This is a genomic window from Actinotignum sp. usb-actsch-rep-73 (genome assembly GCF_059082735.1).
Genome location: NZ_JBHNPV010000032.1, coordinates 20,281 through 37,774 on the forward strand (window position 1 = coordinate 20,281; position 17,494 = coordinate 37,774).

Annotated in this window: 19 protein-coding genes and 1 tRNA gene; 12 read left to right on the forward strand and 8 right to left on the reverse strand. The window is 58.5% G+C overall.

Going from position 1 to position 17,494, the window contains the following annotated elements:
• Positions 1-167 precede the first annotated feature (167 nt).
• From AC5RE1_RS02040 to AC5RE1_RS02050, 3 genes are read left to right on the forward strand one after another with little or no spacing between them, the layout of a single operon-like run.
• Positions 168-1,214 carry an efflux RND transporter periplasmic adaptor subunit gene (locus AC5RE1_RS02040; protein WP_006680709.1) on the forward strand — a complete coding sequence of 349 codons (1,047 nt, stop codon included), beginning with the start codon at positions 168-170 and terminating at the stop codon, positions 1,212-1,214.
• 1 nt (position 1,215) lies between these two features.
• Complete coding sequence (locus AC5RE1_RS02045) at positions 1,216-2,007, forward strand: ABC transporter ATP-binding protein (protein WP_006680708.1); 792 nt, start codon at positions 1,216-1,218, stop codon at positions 2,005-2,007.
• The gene (locus AC5RE1_RS02050) at positions 2,004-3,437 is read left to right on the forward strand and encodes an ABC transporter permease (RefSeq protein WP_006680707.1); all 1,434 of its coding nucleotides are present in this window, start codon (positions 2,004-2,006) and stop codon (positions 3,435-3,437) included. Before AC5RE1_RS02045 ends, AC5RE1_RS02050 begins: the two co-directional genes overlap by 4 nt.
• A gap of 172 nt (positions 3,438-3,609) precedes the next feature.
• Here the strand turns inward: AC5RE1_RS02050 and AC5RE1_RS02055 are convergent, their stop codons facing one another.
• Entirely contained in the window at positions 3,610-4,668 is a 1,059-nt protein-coding gene (locus AC5RE1_RS02055) for an A/G-specific adenine glycosylase (protein ID WP_179370116.1), read from the reverse strand.
• A gap of 45 nt (positions 4,669-4,713) precedes the next feature.
• On the opposite strand from AC5RE1_RS02055, the gene dcd reads away from it, so the two are divergent.
• From dcd to AC5RE1_RS02070, 3 genes are all read left to right on the forward strand, one after another.
• Positions 4,714-5,295 (forward strand): dCTP deaminase, encoded by a 582-nt coding sequence (gene dcd, locus AC5RE1_RS02060; RefSeq protein ID WP_006680705.1) that lies wholly within the window; start codon positions 4,714-4,716, stop codon positions 5,293-5,295.
• A gap of 6 nt (positions 5,296-5,301) precedes the next feature.
• On the forward strand, positions 5,302-6,603 hold the full coding sequence (locus tag AC5RE1_RS02065) for a hypothetical protein (RefSeq protein WP_006680704.1): 1,302 nt from the start codon (positions 5,302-5,304) through the stop codon (positions 6,601-6,603).
• A gap of 106 nt (positions 6,604-6,709) precedes the next feature.
• Positions 6,710-7,612, forward strand: coding sequence for a hypothetical protein (locus AC5RE1_RS02070; protein WP_493938257.1), 903 nt, complete (start codon positions 6,710-6,712; stop codon positions 7,610-7,612).
• Between the two features lie 114 nt (positions 7,613-7,726).
• Here AC5RE1_RS02070 and AC5RE1_RS02075 read toward each other — a convergent pair.
• A tRNA-Ser gene (locus AC5RE1_RS02075) sits at positions 7,727-7,816 on the reverse strand.
• Positions 7,817-7,934: 118 nt separating this feature from the next.
• Positions 7,935-8,786 carry a tRNA adenosine(34) deaminase TadA gene (gene tadA / locus AC5RE1_RS02080; protein ID WP_006680702.1) on the reverse strand — a complete coding sequence of 284 codons (852 nt, stop codon included), beginning with the start codon at positions 8,784-8,786 and terminating at the stop codon, positions 7,935-7,937.
• Between the two features lie 291 nt (positions 8,787-9,077).
• Between tadA and upp the strand changes: the two genes are divergently transcribed.
• The gene (upp, locus tag AC5RE1_RS02085; RefSeq protein ID WP_103633169.1) at positions 9,078-9,716 is read left to right on the forward strand and encodes a uracil phosphoribosyltransferase; all 639 of its coding nucleotides are present in this window, start codon (positions 9,078-9,080) and stop codon (positions 9,714-9,716) included.
• A 236-nt stretch (positions 9,717-9,952) separates the two neighbouring features.
• Entirely contained in the window at positions 9,953-10,501 is a 549-nt protein-coding gene (locus AC5RE1_RS02090; protein ID WP_006680700.1) for a YagU family protein, read from the forward strand.
• Between the two features lie 199 nt (positions 10,502-10,700).
• Here the strand turns inward: AC5RE1_RS02090 and AC5RE1_RS02095 are convergent, their stop codons facing one another.
• From AC5RE1_RS02095 to AC5RE1_RS02115, 5 genes are all read right to left on the reverse strand, one after another.
• Complete coding sequence (locus tag AC5RE1_RS02095; RefSeq protein ID WP_006680699.1) at positions 10,701-11,549, reverse strand: MetQ/NlpA family ABC transporter substrate-binding protein; 849 nt, start codon at positions 11,547-11,549, stop codon at positions 10,701-10,703.
• A 172-nt stretch (positions 11,550-11,721) separates the two neighbouring features.
• Positions 11,722-12,483, reverse strand: coding sequence for a methionine ABC transporter permease (locus tag AC5RE1_RS02100; protein ID WP_219811019.1), 762 nt, complete (start codon positions 12,481-12,483; stop codon positions 11,722-11,724).
• Positions 12,480-13,472 carry a methionine ABC transporter ATP-binding protein gene (locus tag AC5RE1_RS02105; protein WP_006680697.1) on the reverse strand — a complete coding sequence of 331 codons (993 nt, stop codon included), beginning with the start codon at positions 13,470-13,472 and terminating at the stop codon, positions 12,480-12,482. The genes AC5RE1_RS02100 and AC5RE1_RS02105 overlap by 4 nt, the downstream gene beginning before the upstream one ends.
• Before the next feature lie 235 nt (positions 13,473-13,707).
• Entirely contained in the window at positions 13,708-14,175 is a 468-nt protein-coding gene (locus AC5RE1_RS02110) for a fluoride efflux transporter FluC (RefSeq protein ID WP_103633170.1), read from the reverse strand.
• Complete coding sequence (locus tag AC5RE1_RS02115) at positions 14,172-14,714, reverse strand: fluoride efflux transporter FluC (RefSeq protein ID WP_460257088.1); 543 nt, start codon at positions 14,712-14,714, stop codon at positions 14,172-14,174. The genes AC5RE1_RS02110 and AC5RE1_RS02115 overlap by 4 nt, the downstream gene beginning before the upstream one ends.
• 81 nt (positions 14,715-14,795) lie before the next feature.
• Between AC5RE1_RS02115 and gluQRS the strand changes: the two genes are divergently transcribed.
• From gluQRS to AC5RE1_RS02135, 4 genes are all read left to right on the forward strand, one after another.
• Complete coding sequence (gene gluQRS / locus AC5RE1_RS02120; RefSeq protein ID WP_219585595.1) at positions 14,796-15,743, forward strand: tRNA glutamyl-Q(34) synthetase GluQRS; 948 nt, start codon at positions 14,796-14,798, stop codon at positions 15,741-15,743.
• Between the two features lie 85 nt (positions 15,744-15,828).
• On the forward strand, positions 15,829-16,200 hold the full coding sequence (locus AC5RE1_RS02125; protein ID WP_460257169.1) for a hypothetical protein: 372 nt from the start codon (positions 15,829-15,831) through the stop codon (positions 16,198-16,200).
• 406 nt (positions 16,201-16,606) lie between these two features.
• A complete protein-coding gene (locus AC5RE1_RS02130; RefSeq protein WP_219585594.1) occupies positions 16,607-16,996 on the forward strand; it encodes an HIRAN domain-containing protein in 390 nt (129 codons plus the stop codon).
• A gap of 251 nt (positions 16,997-17,247) precedes the next feature.
• Positions 17,248-17,494, forward strand: a 247-nt coding sequence (locus AC5RE1_RS02135; protein WP_493938258.1) for a helix-turn-helix domain-containing protein, incomplete at its 3' end; no start/stop codon positions are given.

Below are 17,494 nucleotides of genomic sequence, written 5' to 3' on the forward strand. Positions count from 1 at the left end.
TTTCTTTGCGCCCAAACTCGCAATTTTTCGACAGTCTCAAACCAGAATTCACACAACCCTGACTAACCCTGAGTCACCCCTGATTTGTCAGTGTCCTCATTCCCCCACGACACGGGGCACTGATACCGTTGGGAACCATCAACGTTGATGAGCGTCTAGGAGTATTCGTGTCCTCTTCCACGTCCCCGCGTTTTCAAAAGATCATCGCCCTGATTAAGACAGGCGTATGGATCATCATCGCGATCAGCCTCGTGAAATTCGCATTCTTTCCTTCCACTGGGGCGGACCAAAGCGATCAGCCCCTTGATCCAAGCGCGAATTACGGGCAGATGACGGTCACCCCGACGAAAGCGGACATCACGAACACCGTCTCGGTCAACGGCACCATCGAAAACGATCCCTCCACCGTTGTTAAAGCAACCGGGGCTGGCGAGGTCAACTACATCGCCGTCAGTGACGGCACATACGTCGAAGCAGGAGCCATGATCCTGCAGATACGTGGTCAAAACGAAAGCAACCCGAATACCGACGATACAGACGATCAACAGACGCCGACCTACACGTACACGGACATCACTGCCCCCGCCAGTGGCACCCTGCATCTCAGCGCCCTACTCGGCCAGCGGTTCGACATCGGCGACCAACTGGGAACCATCGCCCCCTCCACCTATTCCGCTGTGGCAACTCTGAACGCCGACCAGCTGTACCGCATTCAAGAAACACCCTCCGAAGCAACCGTGACCATCACTAATGGGCCCGCACCTTTCACCTGCTCGGGACTCAAGATCGTCACGCCTGACACGACGCAGAAGAACACGAATCAACAGGGAGAGACCCAGCAGAACAGCGGTATCCAAGCACGTTGCGCAATCCCAGCAGATCAGAAGGTCTTCCCCGGCCTCGGCTTGAAAATGGACATTGTCGCGGGCTCCGCAACCGACGTCCTCACACTCCCCATCAGCGCTGTTGAAGGCCGTTTCCAAAGCGGATTTGTCTACATCCCCGCCAGTGATGGAGCCGGCAAGCCCGAAAAGAAGCCTGTCACCTTGGGTCTGACTAACGGTGAAATCGTCGAGATCAAAGAAGGTCTGACGGAATCCGACTCGGTGCTCGAATTCATTCCCACCGCCAGCTCAGACACAACACGGGGCAGTGAATCCGGTGTAGATGGAGCCACTCCCCTGACGGCCACCACTGAAAGCTCGGCGGGCTGACATGAGCCTGATCGAACTCGCCCAGGTCACCCGGACGGTTCAACTACCCGACGGGTCCGACCTGAGAATCCTGCGTGGCATCGACCTGAACGTCGATCCCGGCGACCACATTTCCATCGTGGGTCGCTCCGGCACCGGCAAATCGACGATGCTCAACATCATTGGTCTTCTGGACCTGCCGACTGACGGAACGTACACGATCAACGACATTGACGTGACGCGCCTGGGCGAAGGGAAGCGCTCTGCCCTGCGCGGTTCAACCTTCGGCTTCGTGTTCCAGCAGTTCAACATTTTCAACGCGCGCACGGCACGTGAAAACGTTGAAGTCCCATTGCTCTACGCAACTGGACAAGCATTTTGGAGGCGTCGCACACTTGCCGCTTCCATGCTCGACCGCGTGGGGCTCGGCGATCGCCTCGACTCCTACCCCTCCCAAATGTCCGGTGGTGAACAGCAGCGCATCGCCATCGCACGTGCCCTGGTCCACCAGCCAAGAGTCATCCTCGCCGACGAGCCCACCGGCGCACTCGACCCCGAAACCGGCGCGCTGGTCATGGAACTCCTTGAAACCGTCGCCAGAGAAAACAACGCCGCCCTCATCGTCATCACCCACGATTTCGCGGTCGCCTCGCGCGCAAAGAGAATCTTCCAGCTCGCCGACGGTACCCTGCACGCAATCGACTCCCACGATCTTTCCGCCACCCGTCCTTCAATCGACGAGGCCGACCCCACCCAACTGGTCACCTCCCCCTCAACCGGTGGTCGAAACGAAGAGGAGGAGACTCAGGAATGAATACCCTCAACCAGATCATCGGCGCCCTCGTAGAAGCATGGGGCGAAGTCAAAGTACAAAAAACCCGAGTCATCCTCTCCCTCGTCGGCGTCGTAGCGGCCGTCGCAGCCATGTCCTCAGTTATCGCCATTGGCGACATGTTGGTTCAGGTCAATAAAGAAATGGAGGAAGCCTACTCAGGCCGATCCATTACTCTGCACGTCAGCGCATCAGAAACCAGTTCAGACACCGGTGAGACAGGCGCGGCCTCGTCGACCGAAAGCGAAACTGGCACCACAACAAACGCCGAAGGAATGCCAACTATCGACAGCGACTCAGCAACCCAAGGCACAACGAGCAGCGACGGAAGCAACGCGCTCGCCGCGCTCACCGGCGTCATTCACGACCCCATGGGTGACGCCATGACAACCGTCGCTCAACGCCTGCACATCCCCTACTGGTCCAGGCTCGAAACAGGGAATATCACCTTCACTGAGATAGAACAGATCTCAAAAACCGGTTCATACCGAGGAGTCCCCACGACGCAGGACCTCACAACGATGGAAACGTCCACATCCGTGAAAGCCATCGACCCCGCGTACTCCACGCTATTCCGATTGACCCCAATCGTCGGCAGGTGGATCGATGCGGGCGACGCCAACCAGCGAGTCGTCCCCATCGTCATCAACTCCACGCTCTGGGAATACCTAGCTCACGCGAATATTGCAGACCCTATCGTCCTGCACGCCAACGATGCTTCCGCCACCCAATACCGCGTCGTCGGAGTCATCAAATCCAACTCGCAATGGGACAGCCCAACCGCCTACATCGACTACACCGCCTGGCAGTTCACCAAATCGCAGTCAGCCGCGCTCAGCGGACAATCCCCCACATCAAACGGTGTTGAAATGCTGGTCTGGACCGGAGCTGACCAGGCGGAACAAGCACGAGACCTGCTCCCCAAAGCACTCGCATCCGTACTCGGCAAAGGCTGGAAAGGCGACGTCTACGGCGGTGAATACTACGACGGCGGACAATCCAGCATGAATACGATCCGCACCGTCATCATGGTCATCGGTGGCATCGTCATCCTGCTAGGTGCACTCGGGCTACTGAACGTCGCGATCGTCACCGTACGCCAACGCATCCGAGAAATCGGCATCCGGCGAGCTATGGGAGCATCCGCTAAACGAGTCTTCTTCGCGGTCTTCATGGAGTCGGTTGTCGCTACCTTCGTCGCCGGCGTCATCGGTGTCGGAATTGCCATCATCGTGATCCGACTACTGCCACTTGACACGTTATTGGGCATCTACCTGCAGGAACGCCCACCATTCCCGATGAGCGCAGCCATCGACGGCATTGCCATCTCCACGGGAATCGGCGCTCTCTGCGGAATTATCCCTGCGCTCGCTGCCGTCAGAGTCAAACCAATCGACGCGATCCGGTACTGACAACCTGCTTGGCTAGCCTCCGACCAGTTGCTACCACTGCGCAGATAATCCCCGGAAGCTCAGACAATTGCTCTTAGTCCAGCCCACCGACGAAGCCGGTGGGCCGTCAGTAGCGAGCACAACTCGCCCCTGGGGACAACCTGCCTCCGTGGCAGTGTGCAAGCGGGGACAATCAGCGCGGAAGAGCCAGGCGATCCTCGCCGACGCGCACCAGCAGGCCATCGGCAAGCAAGCCTTCAATCACACGGGGAGCCTGGTCAGGGTCGCTACCCGGCAACGTCGCCACTTCTAACGCCGCAGAGTACGAAACTGTCGGGGCGGCCTCGTCGATTGGGGAAGGTACATTGCCGGTAGCTGACGAATCACCGGAAGCAACGGGAGAATCGGAACTGGCGGAAGAAGCTGATGAGTCCCCGGAAACGTGCAGGTCGCGCAACAGTTGCACCACTCGCCCGCGCGCCTGCCGGTCCGTGCCCGCCCAGGCCTGAGACTTTCTCTTGACCTCGACCATTGGACGCCCGGCAACGAACCATGCGCATTCACTGGCAAGCGGACACGTATCACACCCAGGATTCTTCGATGTGCACGCAATCGCCCCGAACTCCATCAGCGCAAGGTTCCACGTCGCACACTCAACGCCCGACGACGGTAGCAGGGAATCGGCGAGGTCCCTCTCGACGCGAGTCGGGGACGAAGATGCAGGTCGCTCGATTCCGCTGAAAATCCGCGCAATCACGCGTCGAATATTCGTATCGAGCACCGCGCGACGCTCATGAAACTGGAACGACATCAACGCAGATGCCGTGTACGGGCCGATGCCCGGCAAGCTACACAACGACTCAAAGTCTGCGGGAACCTGGCCACCTGGACGCTCACTAATGGCGATCGCGCACTCGCGAAGGCGCAGTGCGCGCGACGGATAGCCGAGCCTCCCCCACTCGACCAGAACCCGCGACGCAGGAGCAACCGCGAGCGCAGCGGGCGTCGGCCACAGCTGCATCCACCGGCTCCAAATCGGTTGGACACGAGGCATGGGTGTTTGCTGGCTCATCACTTCGCCAACCAGAGTTCCCCACGGCGTCACATCCTCGGCGCGCATAGGGAGTTCGCGCTTGTTTTCCTTCATCCAATTCACGAGACCGGTGAGCACCTCGTTGCGTTTGGCCTGCCGAGTAGCCGAGCTTGCGGGCGTAGTTTCGCCACGAACAGCGCCAGAAGAGGAAGAGGACATGACCATCAGCCTAAACGGTCGCCGTGAATGTGAAACAATTGAGCCATGCTATTGAGCGATCGCGATATTAATGCCGGCCTTGATTCTGGGCGTATTCAGCTGGACCCGCTTGATCGGGATCTGATTCAGCCAGCAAGTATTGACGTGCGTTTGGATAGGTTGTTCCGTCTTTTCGACAACCACCGTTACGCCGTGATTGATCCGTCCGCTGATCAGACGGATCTGACGCATCAGGTTGATGTGGGACCGGATCGACCGTTCGTTCTGCACCCGGGCGAGTTCGTACTGGGCGCAACCTACGAGCTGGTCACTTTGGGTGATGACATTGCAGCGCGTCTTGAAGGTAAGTCGTCGCTTGGTCGCTTGGGTCTGCTGACGCACTCGACCGCTGGCTTCATTGACCCCGGGTTTTCCGGCCACGTCACGCTGGAGCTTTCGAACACGGCGACCATGCCGATCCTGCTCTACCCGGGCATGAAGATCGGCCAGCTGTGCTTCTTCAATCTGTCATCTCCGGCGGAGCACCCCTACGGTTCGTCCGGTTTGGGTTCGCACTACCAGGGTCAGCGTGGCCCGACTCCGTCGCGCACGCACCTGCGTTTCAACCGCACTCGGATCGAGCGTTGAACGAACGTGTCAGACGAGGTTTCGGATAACAACGAGGGCACTGGGACGAATAGTGTTCCCGGTGCGCTGGCGCGTCGCTCTTTGCGCGATCGCATGGCAGAGGCGTCTTCGCGTTCACGCTCCTCGTTGACCGAAGATTATGTTGGTGATTCAACGTCGCTCACCTCAACGTCGTTGAATGCCATCACCTCTCTGTCCGAGTTTTCGCAGACCTTCTCCGTTGGCACCGAAGGCGTTTCGCAGACGTCGCAGGTTGCTCCTATTTCGGCAACAATTTCGACTTCCGCTCCCGCGCGTTCAATCGACGAGGCCGCAGCCTCTGAACACCATCTACTGTTATTGGCGGATGAAGTAGATCCCTTAGAAATTGAGGCACTCGCCCTGTCAATTTGGGATGAAGCTCGCTGGGAAGGAGCCGGTCAGCTACACCTTGTTGGCGAGGCACGACTGGTGGGACCATGGAGCATTGACGCAACTCTACGTAAGACGCTCAAGACCCCCGCTTCACTCACAAACGTGTGGGTGTTGGAATGCCCAAAGTCGCGCAGAAATCCCGTGGATCCTCAGCTTGCCGTCCTCGACGAGTGGGCAAGCGTTTTCCCCGATGGAGTTCCCGTCGGCCTAGAGTACCGGATCTTGACCGCACTGAAGCGGATGGCTCGACGCCTGGGTGGCGCTGTTCGCGTCGCCGATTCGGGGAAGATGATCGCCCCGGATCCTGATTCAGCGGTTTCGTTGACCGTATACACTCCACGCTGGCTGGATCCTGAGGACCTGTTGAACCTGCTCAAGCCTCATTTCCCACAGCTCACAGATTCACGTCAGATTGCCACTCCCGCATCGCAGTCCGCGCAACAGGTGGTTCAAAAAAATGCTGCGATCGCTGCGGAACCTGGAACGATCCGCACAGATATCGCGACAAAGATCGCGAAAGCACGCGAACTGGCCGAAAGGGCAGCGAAAGAAGTCGGTGCCACCCCCGAAGTTGTTGCCGGGTACGCGCTTGTCACCCCGATCGCGAACCGGTCGGATCTCATGATCGAAGTAGAACCGGTTCCTCGTCCTCCCCAGGTTCTGCGTTGGGAGTCGTGGACAACGGGCGTCATCATCGAATATCACCTGAAGTGGTTGCCGGCAGGAATGCTCGAGACACCGACTGGAGTGTCACGAGCAGCGCGTTTGGAGCGCATGCGCTCATCGCGTGACATTGAGAAGGTCGCAGAAATCATCGTCACCGCCGTCGGCGGATCCGTGATTGACGAAGACGGTTTCCTCGTCGGTCTTGTGGACGATACCGCAATCGAATAACAGCCCTACTCGGCCAGCTTGCGCCGTTTGTTCGCCTACAGCGCACACGAGCTCTTGCTCAGCCACGATTCAGGAAACATTCAGACGAGTGCGATGGAATAGACTCATGAGCACCACCGGTAGCCCCGAACCTCGCGAAGTCGAACTCATCTTCGAGAACCCCACCCCCACTGGGCGCCCCTCCGCAGGATCAGCATCTTCGGCCTCCAACTCCACGCCGGATTCGCAGGGCCGCGTTCACTTCACCCAGCGTTCAACGCCGGGAACCAACGAGCAGACCGCACCCCAGCCGACGACCACCCAAGCGGGCACGGCCTCGTACACCTCAGGAAACGCTGGTCAAGAATACTCTGGCGACTCAATCCCCACCGCACGCCTGAGCGAAACACAACTGCCCAGCCTGCAGGTTCTGGGGATCACTCTCCTCGTCGCACTCATCCTGAACATGATGCTGGCGTTCACTTCCTTGATCCCAGGAATCGCAGGAATTACAGCACCGTTGAACACGATGCTGACAACCAGGTCAGCACTCATTGCGACGGGACTTGTTTCAACGCTCGTCGCCATCGCAATCACATATGCCACCTGGAGTTACCTGCGTAAACGCGCAGAAAACGGGCGAGCAACCGCATTCGTGTTCATCACTTGGCTCTCATGGTTGCTCAGCGGAATCTTCGCTTCCGCATCCACCGGCTCCATCCCCTTCGTCGTCTCAGCGGTCGCATTCTGCGTCTCATTCACGACAACGGTGCACCACATGAACAACAGCACGACACGAGGTATCACCCGCTGGTGGGAATGGGTCGCCAGCGCCGTCAGCCTGATCGTGATCATCACTGCGGTCTTGACCGGCATTGCGACGCTCGCATCCGCGATCATCACGTCGATTATTTCGACGGCTGTCACCCTCACGTCAATCCGCGCATGGAACGCTTTCATTGCACCCATCATCGACACGCGCGAACACGTCCGCTCCGTGATGAATGCGGTACGAGGCGCCGGCTTCTGAGTCATTGCCGAATACGCCACAAGGTGCAGGCTTCTCAGTCACTGCCGAATACCCCACGAGGCACCGACGCTCGGCATAAAAATGTGTCCCGCAGTCAACGACTGCGGGACACTCTGGCGGTAGCGCAGGGATTTGAACCCTGGGTGGCTGTTACACCACACAGCATTTCGAGTGCTGCACCTTCGGCCGCTCGGACACGCTACCAATGCGCATAAGTATAAACAGAAGTCGCCGGCAAACTCCACACGAGGTCCGCCCATGCGATACGTTCCACACGTTGTCCCCGCGTCGTTACGCAGGCATTCTGCCAACCGCGCACCGATCAGTGCTTCGCCCGCTTATACGCGTGACTACGCAACGGAATACCCGCCACTATGCGCACATCTGCCGGGGTGCCCGCATGTTTTGCGCGAGTGGGCGCAGATACAAAGGGCGTCATTTCCCCAGCTGGCACCGCATCCGCCTTCGAAGCAACGAGGCCCAAATTTTCGGGTTTCGCCCGATTAGACACTGGTTGCGAAGCTCGCTCCATCTGCGGAAGCAACGTCGTAGCAGACTCTTGTGTAGGCTCTTCAGACTTCTTCGCTTCCCTGTCACTGTCTGAAACGGAGTCCGAAGACTCGAGCGAACCCGGGTGATTCCACGACGCAATTGCCTCTAAGGGAGGGACAGCAACTGGCTCATTTGCTAGAGCACCGCGTCCCGTCGGCTCAGCCGTAGTTTCGCGCTTGTCTTGGAAGAACGCCTTCAGCTGGATCGTGGCTTCGACCCCTAAAACACCCGGAATGACCTCAAGGCTGTGATTCATTCGAGAATCACGCAACACATCACGCAACGAACCCGCCGCGCCAGCCTTCGGATCCCACGCGCCAAACACCACGCGATCAACGCGTGACGCCAACGCCGCCCCCGCGCACATCGTGCACGGCTCAAGCGTGACAACCAGCGTGCAGCCCACAAGATTCCAACGCTTCAAGGTCTGGCCAGCCTCGCGAAGCGCATTGATCTCTGCGTGACCGCACGGATCATGCGCGGCCTCGCGAGTATTCCAACCCTTACCAACAATCCGCCCCAGCGAATCAATGACAACGGCACCAACCGGCACATCGCCCGATTCACGGGCCTGGTTGGCGTAGAACAAAGCGCGACTCATCGCGTCACGATAACGATCCATTGGTGTCACGCCTACAGCCTACCGGCAGGCATATACAAATTGAATCGCACTATCCAACCGTGCAGGAAACTCTCAGGAAAAACGGCTTTTTCACGCGCCTTTCACTCAATAATCCACCTATCTCTCCACCTGAGACATCGCCCCAATAGTGTCCGACACAATCAAGGAATCACCCTCACATTACGGATCCGGGCCTCGTCCCCCATCAAACACCAGTGGCACCGAGGCGGAATAATCACGAAAACGCCGGCGCGCTACCCACTGCCCGCCCGCGCGCGGTAGCCTTAAACTATGCATCTTCATGTCGCGGACCACCCGCTTGTTAGCCATAAACTCACCGTTCTGCGCGACCGCGAAACGCCGTCCGCAACCTTCCGCCAGCTCGTCGACGAGCTCGTCACACTGCTCGCCTACGAGGCCACGCGCAACGTCGCCGTTTCCGAAACCGCGATCAACACGCCCGTCGCCCCGACCGTTGGCCTGCAGATCTCCGAACCGCGCCCGCTCGTCGTCCCTGTCCTGCGCGCAGGCCTGGGCATGCTCGAAGGCATGACCCGCCTGGTCCCGACCGCAGAGGTCGGCTTCCTCGGCATGCGTCGCGACGACGACACCCTCGAAATCGAAACTTACGCCAACCGCTTGCCCGACGACCTGTCCGGTCGCCAGTGCTTCATCCTCGACCCGATGCTCGCCACCGGTCACACCATGGTCGCAGCAACAAACTACCTGTTTGAACGTGGCGCCAAGGATGTCACCTGCGTCTGCATTCTCGCAGCTCCGGAAGGCATCGCCGAACTTGAAAAGGCAGTGGGTGACCGCGCAGACGTCAAGGTTGTTGTCGCGGCTGTTGACGACCACCTCAACGAGAAGTCCTACATCGTCCCGGGTCTCGGTGATGCTGGCGACCGTCTCTACGGCATCGCTGACTGACATTGTTGCATGCACGTTCACTGACATGGTGAACGCCGTGCATATCTGAAGTAGGGAGCTATTCCAATCGGGGTGGCTCCCTACTTTTGTTTCTTCGTCTCTCTGGCTCCAGCACATCAGCAACGAGGACGAATTCCCCTGGTTGTTCACTCAGCGCCAGAGATTGACATGTGATGTGAGGCGTTTAATCGCTTACATAATGTCACGCTGTCAACGGATTGACATATGCTGACAGCATGAATATCACACAGACTAATCCGAAGCGTCGCAAGTACGGCGTTGCAGCACTCGTTGGCCTCATTGGTGGCATCATCTCCGCCATCATCAAATTCGGTTGGGAGGTACCACTGCCCCCGCGTACGCCGGAACGCAACGCCACCAACCCGCCGCAGTCCCTGCTTGAATTGTTCGGCATGAACCCCGACCTCACGCACGCCACCTACACCTTCAACGGCAATGAAGGCCTGCCGTGGATGTCCTTCATCATCCACTTCTCCTTCTCGATCGTCGTCGCCATCGTTTACTGCGTGCTCGCTGAGCGCTTCCCGCAGGTCAAGCTCTGGCAGGGTGCCGTCTTCGGCATCCTCGTGTGGATCGGCTTCCACGTCATCCTCATGCCACTCATGGGCATCGTCCCGGCACCGTGGGATCAGCCGTGGCAGGAGCACTTCTCCGAGATCTTCGGCCACATCGTCTGGATGTGGGTCATTGAAGTCTTCCGTCGCGACCTGCGCAACCGCTTCACCAAGGAACCGGACGCCGAGTTCGCGCTGGAAACTCACTGATCGCACTGATTACGCTGACCGCGACTTGAACAAGCATTCACGCAGACAAGCGAGGCTAGCTTCAGTAGCGACCAACACTTGAGCTGAGGGCCACCCCGACTTTCGGGGTGGCCCTCTCTTAAAGTAAGTTGGCTGGTCAGCTGCCAAGCTCGCCAATCAACACCGGCAGCCGGTCAGCAGAGCTGGTCAGCAGTACCGATCAGAACGCGGGGATGACGGAGCCGTCGGCCCAAGTCTGTTCAATGTAGGACTTGACCCCATCGGAGTGGAGCAACTCTTCGAGCTTCGCGATCGCTTCGGCCTTGTTAGTGTCACTCTTCCAAACGAGGACGTTCACTGCCGGGTTGTTCTTGGGGGACTCGACGACCAGGGCGTCGTTAGCCTGCGACAGGCCACCTTCCTGGGCGTAGTTGCCGTTGATAACGGCGATGTCAACGTCCTGCAGGGAGCGAACCAGCTGGGCGCCTTGAACCTCCTGGAAGGTGAAGTCGCCGAGGATCTTCACGTTGTTCACGTTGGCTTCAGAACCGTCGGTCGGCAGTTCGACGAGGCCCTGCTGGGAGAGCAACGTCAGCGCACGAGACTGGTTGGTGACGTCATCGATGATGCCGATCTTTGCGCCTGCCGGAAGTTCATCCAGCGACTTGATCTTCGACGAGTAGATTGCGAGAGGCTCAAGGTGAATACCTTCACCGGCGGTGAAGTCGTAGCCGTTTTCTTTTTCAGCGATCTCCAGGTAGGGGACGGTCTGGTAGAAGTTCGCGTCGAGCTCGCCGTCATTCAGGGCGGAGTTCGGCAGGACGTAGTCGGTGTACTCGACGATGTCGAGGTTCAGGCCCGCGTCAGCTGCCAGGTTGTCCTGGATGTACTGCAGGATCTTTGCGTGCGGGGCCGGGGTGGCACCAACCTTCAGGGTGACGGTGTCGCCAGAACCGGACGCTTCAGAGCCGGAAGCGGACGAATCGGAACCGGTGGAGCCACAAGCTGCGAGGCCAAGGGCAAGGACGGTTGCTACACCAGTAGCGGCAAGATTACGGATGGAACGCATGAGAATTCCTCTTTCTGTGTTGTTACCCAGAAACGTACTCGCTCAACCTCAAGGGGAGCACAGACGTCCGGGTATGAAGACTGTGTAACGAAATAGACCACTGAATGGTCAGTCGATGTGAAACGATTGATTGAACAGTGCTGGCCTGCCGGTTGCCCGACTGGTGGTCGACTCAGCGGTGATCCACCAGTCGGCTGATCATGTCACCAATCATCTGAACCAGCTGGACGATCACGATGATCGCAATAACCGTGGCGATCATGACGTCGTCCTGCCAACGGTTGTAGCCGTAGTTAATGGCCATCTGTCCAAGACCACCACCGCCGACGGCGCCCGCCATTGCGGAGTAGCCGATCAGGGTAATAGCAAGCGTGGTCGTGGACTGCACCAGCGCGGGTGCAGCTTCGCGAACCTGAACACCCCAGCGGATCTGGCGGTTCGTTGCGCCCATCATCTGAGCAGCTTCGATTTTGCCGGAGTCGATCGCAAGAATGTTCGATTCGACGAGGCGCGCGAAGTACGGCACCGATAGGAGCACGAGTGGGACGACGGTTGCCTGCCAGCCGAGCGTTGTTCCCACAATGATGCGGGTAACGGGCAGTAGGACGACGATGCCGATGATGAACGGCAGCGAGCGGATGACGTTCACGATCGTCGACGCGGTCTGGTAGATGGTCTTATTCGGAGTCAGGCCATTCTTGGCAGTCTGAACAAGCAACAGACCAAGCGGGATACCGAGCAGGACCGTGAACAGCGTGGAAAAGCCCATCATCGCCAGGGTTTCACCGATTGCCGGCAGGAACTGCTTCGTCAGCGCCGGGTTATCCAGCCACTTCGGGTCGTTCACACCAGCGGACAGGAGCCCAGCAGGTAGCAACCCTGCGGGCAACAGGCCTGCAAGCGACGTGTAGAGGGAGGGAAGAACGGGTGTCATGCGGACCTCACCTCGGCGTAGATGTCATGTTCACGCAGTTCAGAAAGAATTTGCTTCGAGTGGTAGCTGGGCACGGAGAGTGCCAGGCGACCAACCTGAGTCATTCCAATAGATTCGAAGGTTCCGGCTGTCACGTCGGCGCCCATTGAGGCGGCGAGGTTCAGAACGGTCGCACCGGTGGGTACGCCGGGGTGCGATGTGAAGATAACGTCGAGAAGCGTGGTGCCTTCGCGCAGGTCAGCATCGTCAACGGACGGTGCGGGAACGAGTTCACGCGAGAGTGGGCTGGACGGGTCGGCAACGACCTCTTCGACAGTGCCCGTCTGGATGACGCGACCGTGACCGAGCAAAGTAACGGAGTCGCAGATTTCGCGGACGACAGCCATTTCGTGGGTGATGACCAGAACGGTCACGCCTTCTAAGTCGCGAACCTTGCGGATGAGTTCCAGAATCTGGCGCGTCGATTCGGTGTCGAGCGCGGAGGTGGGCTCGTCACACAGCAAAACACTGGGATTGTCCGCGAGCGCTCGAGCAACGCCGACGCGCTGACGCTGACCACCGGAAAGCTGAGACGGATATGAGTCGCCTCGTCCCGAAAGACCGACAAGGGCAAGTAGTTCTTCAACGCGCGCTTTGATCTGATCCTTCGGTACGCCCGCAAGTTTCAGGGGGTAGCCGATGTTCTGCGCCGCTGTGCGCGAGTCCAGCAGGTTCGCGGCCTGGAAGACCATGCCGATCTTGCGACGAGCTTCTCGCAGGGCTTTTCCACGCAACTGCGCCAAGTCGAGCCCGTCGACGACGATATTGCCGTCGCTGGGGTGTTCAAGCGCGGTCAGGCATCGGATGAGCGTTGACTTGCCCGCACCAGACTGACCAACGATTCCGTGGATGGATCCACGTTCAACGTGGAGGGTGACATTGTCGAGCGCGACAACCTCGTTGCCACCTTTGACGGAGTAAACCTTTCGCACTCCGGCAAGGTCAATCATGGCGCCCTCCTTCGATTCAGATCGTGCGCACCGGGTTTTCGGCGCGTTTTCGCGCTGCGTTGATGTTTTCAGCATAGGAGGCAAGTCCGCGCCACCCAAATTTTCTGTTACATAACGCCACGATGTGAAATGAAAGTGAGCCTGACCTGCAGTTTTACGCGATCACGTTTCGGTAACCGTCAGCGCGCGAACAGTGATCCAGATCGCGAATTGCGCCTTAGTCGACAGATACAGCTCATCCAATCCCCAGCAGATAGGAGACGAGTGCCGTTAATCCAAGTCCCAGCAGATAGGAGACGAGGCCACTCACCCAGCCGACAACAATCAGACTCATTCCGGCGCGGACCCGACGAGCCCACACCTCGGTCCACGCATCCAGGACCGCGGTTGAGAACGTGGTGAAGCCACCAAGGAAACCCGTTGATAGGACAAAACGCATGGTTCCGGTGACGCCCGGATAGTCGACCGTAGACCCACCGGCGACAAGGACCGCGAGTAGCGGGAGGATCCCGGTCAGGAAGCCAAGCAGGAAACAACCGACCGTATTGACGACCACGATGCCGACGTAAGGGCGGAGGGGCTTTCCAGCCAACGCGCGCTTGCCAACCCACCTGGTTTTTACAGCCAGATCGAGTTTCCAGCGCGAGAGGGCACCGAGTGCTCCGCCGAGGGCTGTGCCGAGCACGCTGAAGAGAACGATCATTGTTCCTCCTCAGCGAAGGTGTCACGGTCGACCATCCCGGCCGCATCAGAAGACGGAGATGAAACGCTGGACCCGGCCTCGTCACTCACCTCAACGACCTCGAACATGCCGAACTTTACGAAGCGGCCCAACGCACAACCACACCCCGCGCACACGACGCCAAGGAAAAGCAACGTCAGCGACGCGAGCGCCGGAACAATCGCCCCGACAATAGATCCGGACGCGATCATCCCATTCGCAGTTGCAGCGATCAATGTGCCGTAGGTCGTGAACGCTCCCAGGAAGCCGGTGACAACCAGCAGGCGCACGCGCTCGCGTGAGGGATCAGTAAAAAGCGGCACGACCACACCAAGCACAAACGCGCCGAGAAGATTCACGAGAACCGTCGACCACATGATGGGAACCGCGTGCGAAATGACCTCAGAATCGGGAAAGAACACTGTCAGATAGTCCACGCCAGCGCGAACAAGCGCGCCCAACGCGCCACCAACGGCAACGTACGGCCAGATGCGCTGGACGGGCTTTGCAGGATCATTCATCGCGTCCAGCCTACACAAGTTCACGAGACTCGGGCAGGAACGATCAGCCTGCCCTGTCGGCGCAGTTTGTACACTAAACCCATGACCAGCGGTTCCCTCATTCAGCAAGGCGTGGGACGTTTTGCACCCTCTCCTACCGGGGATTTTCACGTCGGGAATCTGCGGACCGCGATCCTCGCTTGGGCCTGGGCGCGTAATAGCGGGCGCTCGTTTGTCCTGCGCATGGAAGATATAGACCGCGTGCGTTCAGGCAGCGCCGACCGCCAGATCGGCGACCTGAAAGCGATCGGACTGAACTGGGATGGCACAATACTGGTGCAGACGACGCGTTCAGCCGCCCACACGCAGGCGCTCGATTACCTGCTCGAGCAGGGATATGCGTTCGAGTGCTACTGCTCCCGCAAGGACATTAAAGAAGCCGCGTCCGCTCCCCATGTTCCGCCGGGACACTACCCCGGCACATGCCTCAACCTGACTGACACTGAGCGCGAGGTTCGACGCCGACAGCTCACCGAAATCGGGCGTACTCCCGCGCTTCGCCTTCGCGCTCCAGCAAGCGAGTGGACCGTATTCGACGAACTCCACGGTTCTTTCACCGGCCCCGTCGATCACTTCGTGCTGCGCCGTGCTGACGGCGTGCCCGCGTACAACTTGGCCGCGGTGGTCGATGACGGCTTCCAGCATGTCGACCAAGTTGTACGAGGCGACGATCTGTTGTCTCAAGCGCCCGCTCAAGCGGCGTTGGCAACACTGCTCGGAATCGCGGTCCCGACTTACGTGCACGTGCCACTGGCACTGAACAAGGCGGGCTCTCGCCTCGCGAAGCGCGACGGAGCCGTCACCCTCGCTGACCTGCATGAACTTGGGTGGACCACGGAGGATGCCGTCGAATGGATTGGTCGTTCCCTGGGGGTCGACGGAGCGCAAACCGCCATCGACATTGCAGACGCTCTCCCCATCGACTCCCTGCGAGCACTCCCCCTTGACCCGTGGATTGTCACCCCGCCCACCGGACTCCCCGCATTCTGAGCCAACCGGGTTTCACCTCCATCCTCCACTTTCTGAACAGGAGCATGACCAGCAGAAGTAGGTGGCCTCGTGTCACACTTAACCCATGGATTTCTTCCAGAAGCTTTTCGGATACAAAGAACCGACGCTCATCGTTGCTAAGTCGGACAACTGGACGCAGTTAGAGCCGTCGCACGACCTTGACGTCACGATTGCACGTCGTGCGCGCAAAGAAAAGTGGGCTCCAACCAGCGCGGATGCTCCTGCAGAGTTCCACTGCATGCTCATCGTGCACGGCGGGTTCTCCGATGGCTACTTGGAAGTGAACTGCCTGGGTAAGCCGATCGCCACTTTCAATCACGAACAGGTCGCAGACACTATGGAACGCATGCGCGCTGACAACGGCCTGCGAATGACAGCGGTCAAAACAACCGCTTTCCTCGACGCTGACCGCTGGATTGTCACCGTCAATATCTGACACGGCAAACTCATCGGAGCAAATACCAAGACGGATCCCTACACATCCGCAAAGGCTGGGCAGGCCACTAAAATCACCCCGACACGCCCGAAAAGACACACAATTCGGGCATTAGCCCCAAAAAGCGCATTCAGTAGGTTGGGGGTTCGAGTCCCTTCGAGCGCGCAGCGGCCCCCCTCGGTGCGATCCACCGGCGGGGGTTCTGCGTTTGTTGGGCAATGTTGCCCGAAATCAACTCAGGCACGGAACACCCAAACAGTTCTGCAACGTCTGCCAATTCGTCTAATGCCCATGGACGGCGACCATCACACCTGAGAGAAATAGGCATGCCTGCACAGTTTGTCGTCTGTAATTTCTTTGCTCATAACTACTTCTCGATTCTGTTGCGGGGTGTAATGATGTGGGTATGGGACTTTTTGGAAACTTGTTCAGGAAACAACGCACGCGCGAAGTCATTGCGGCGACCCCGAGCGAAGAGTTCATAGCGACAGGGCGAGAGTATTACCAAAGAGCTTTCAAACGCGTTGCGAAGGCTGAGGGGTGGCAACTTCCTGAAAAGGTCGGAGCACCGCACGGGTACCCGCTGACGGTTAGCCTAATTCCTGAACCGGACAACGAATACGACCCCAATGCGGTGATGGTCTGCTACGGCTCTGCGTTGCTCGGGCATGTTCCACATGAGGAAACGACACGCTTTCACCGTCAGTTCAAGAGCGCTTCGACGTATGAACTTGGAGCCGATGCACGTTTGTGGAGAGATACAAAAGGCCGGTGGGCACTGCGGGTGTACGCCTAGCATCATTCAGCGTCCTCCCACAGGGGGTAAACGATTCCCGCGTCAGTGAGGGCATCAAGATCGTCGACGCTCCGATTTGTGCGACCAGTTAGGCGTCGGGAGATATGCGTCTGAGTTACGTTAAGCAATGAACCTATATAGGCCTGTGTATTACCGGTCTTTTTCATGTATCGCTTAACTTCACGACTAATGACCGCCTGCATTCTCTCCATGATGATAGATATAGTCCGTTTTGGACTAAACTAAGCAACATGAGCACAGCAATAGTCATAGATGAGCATGTCAGCACCGCCGATATTGTTGCTTCAAACGTGCGCGCGCACGCTGGCCGACTGCAGATTAATCAGGTAGCTCTGGGGCGTGAGCTTGGAATGTCTCAGGGAGCAATTACCAAGCGGTGGAAAGGCTTGCGACCCTGGCAATTGCACGAACTTGATGCGCTATCTGAGCTTTTTGACGTCTCTGTCCAAGAGCTCGTTACCGATCATTCGATAGAAA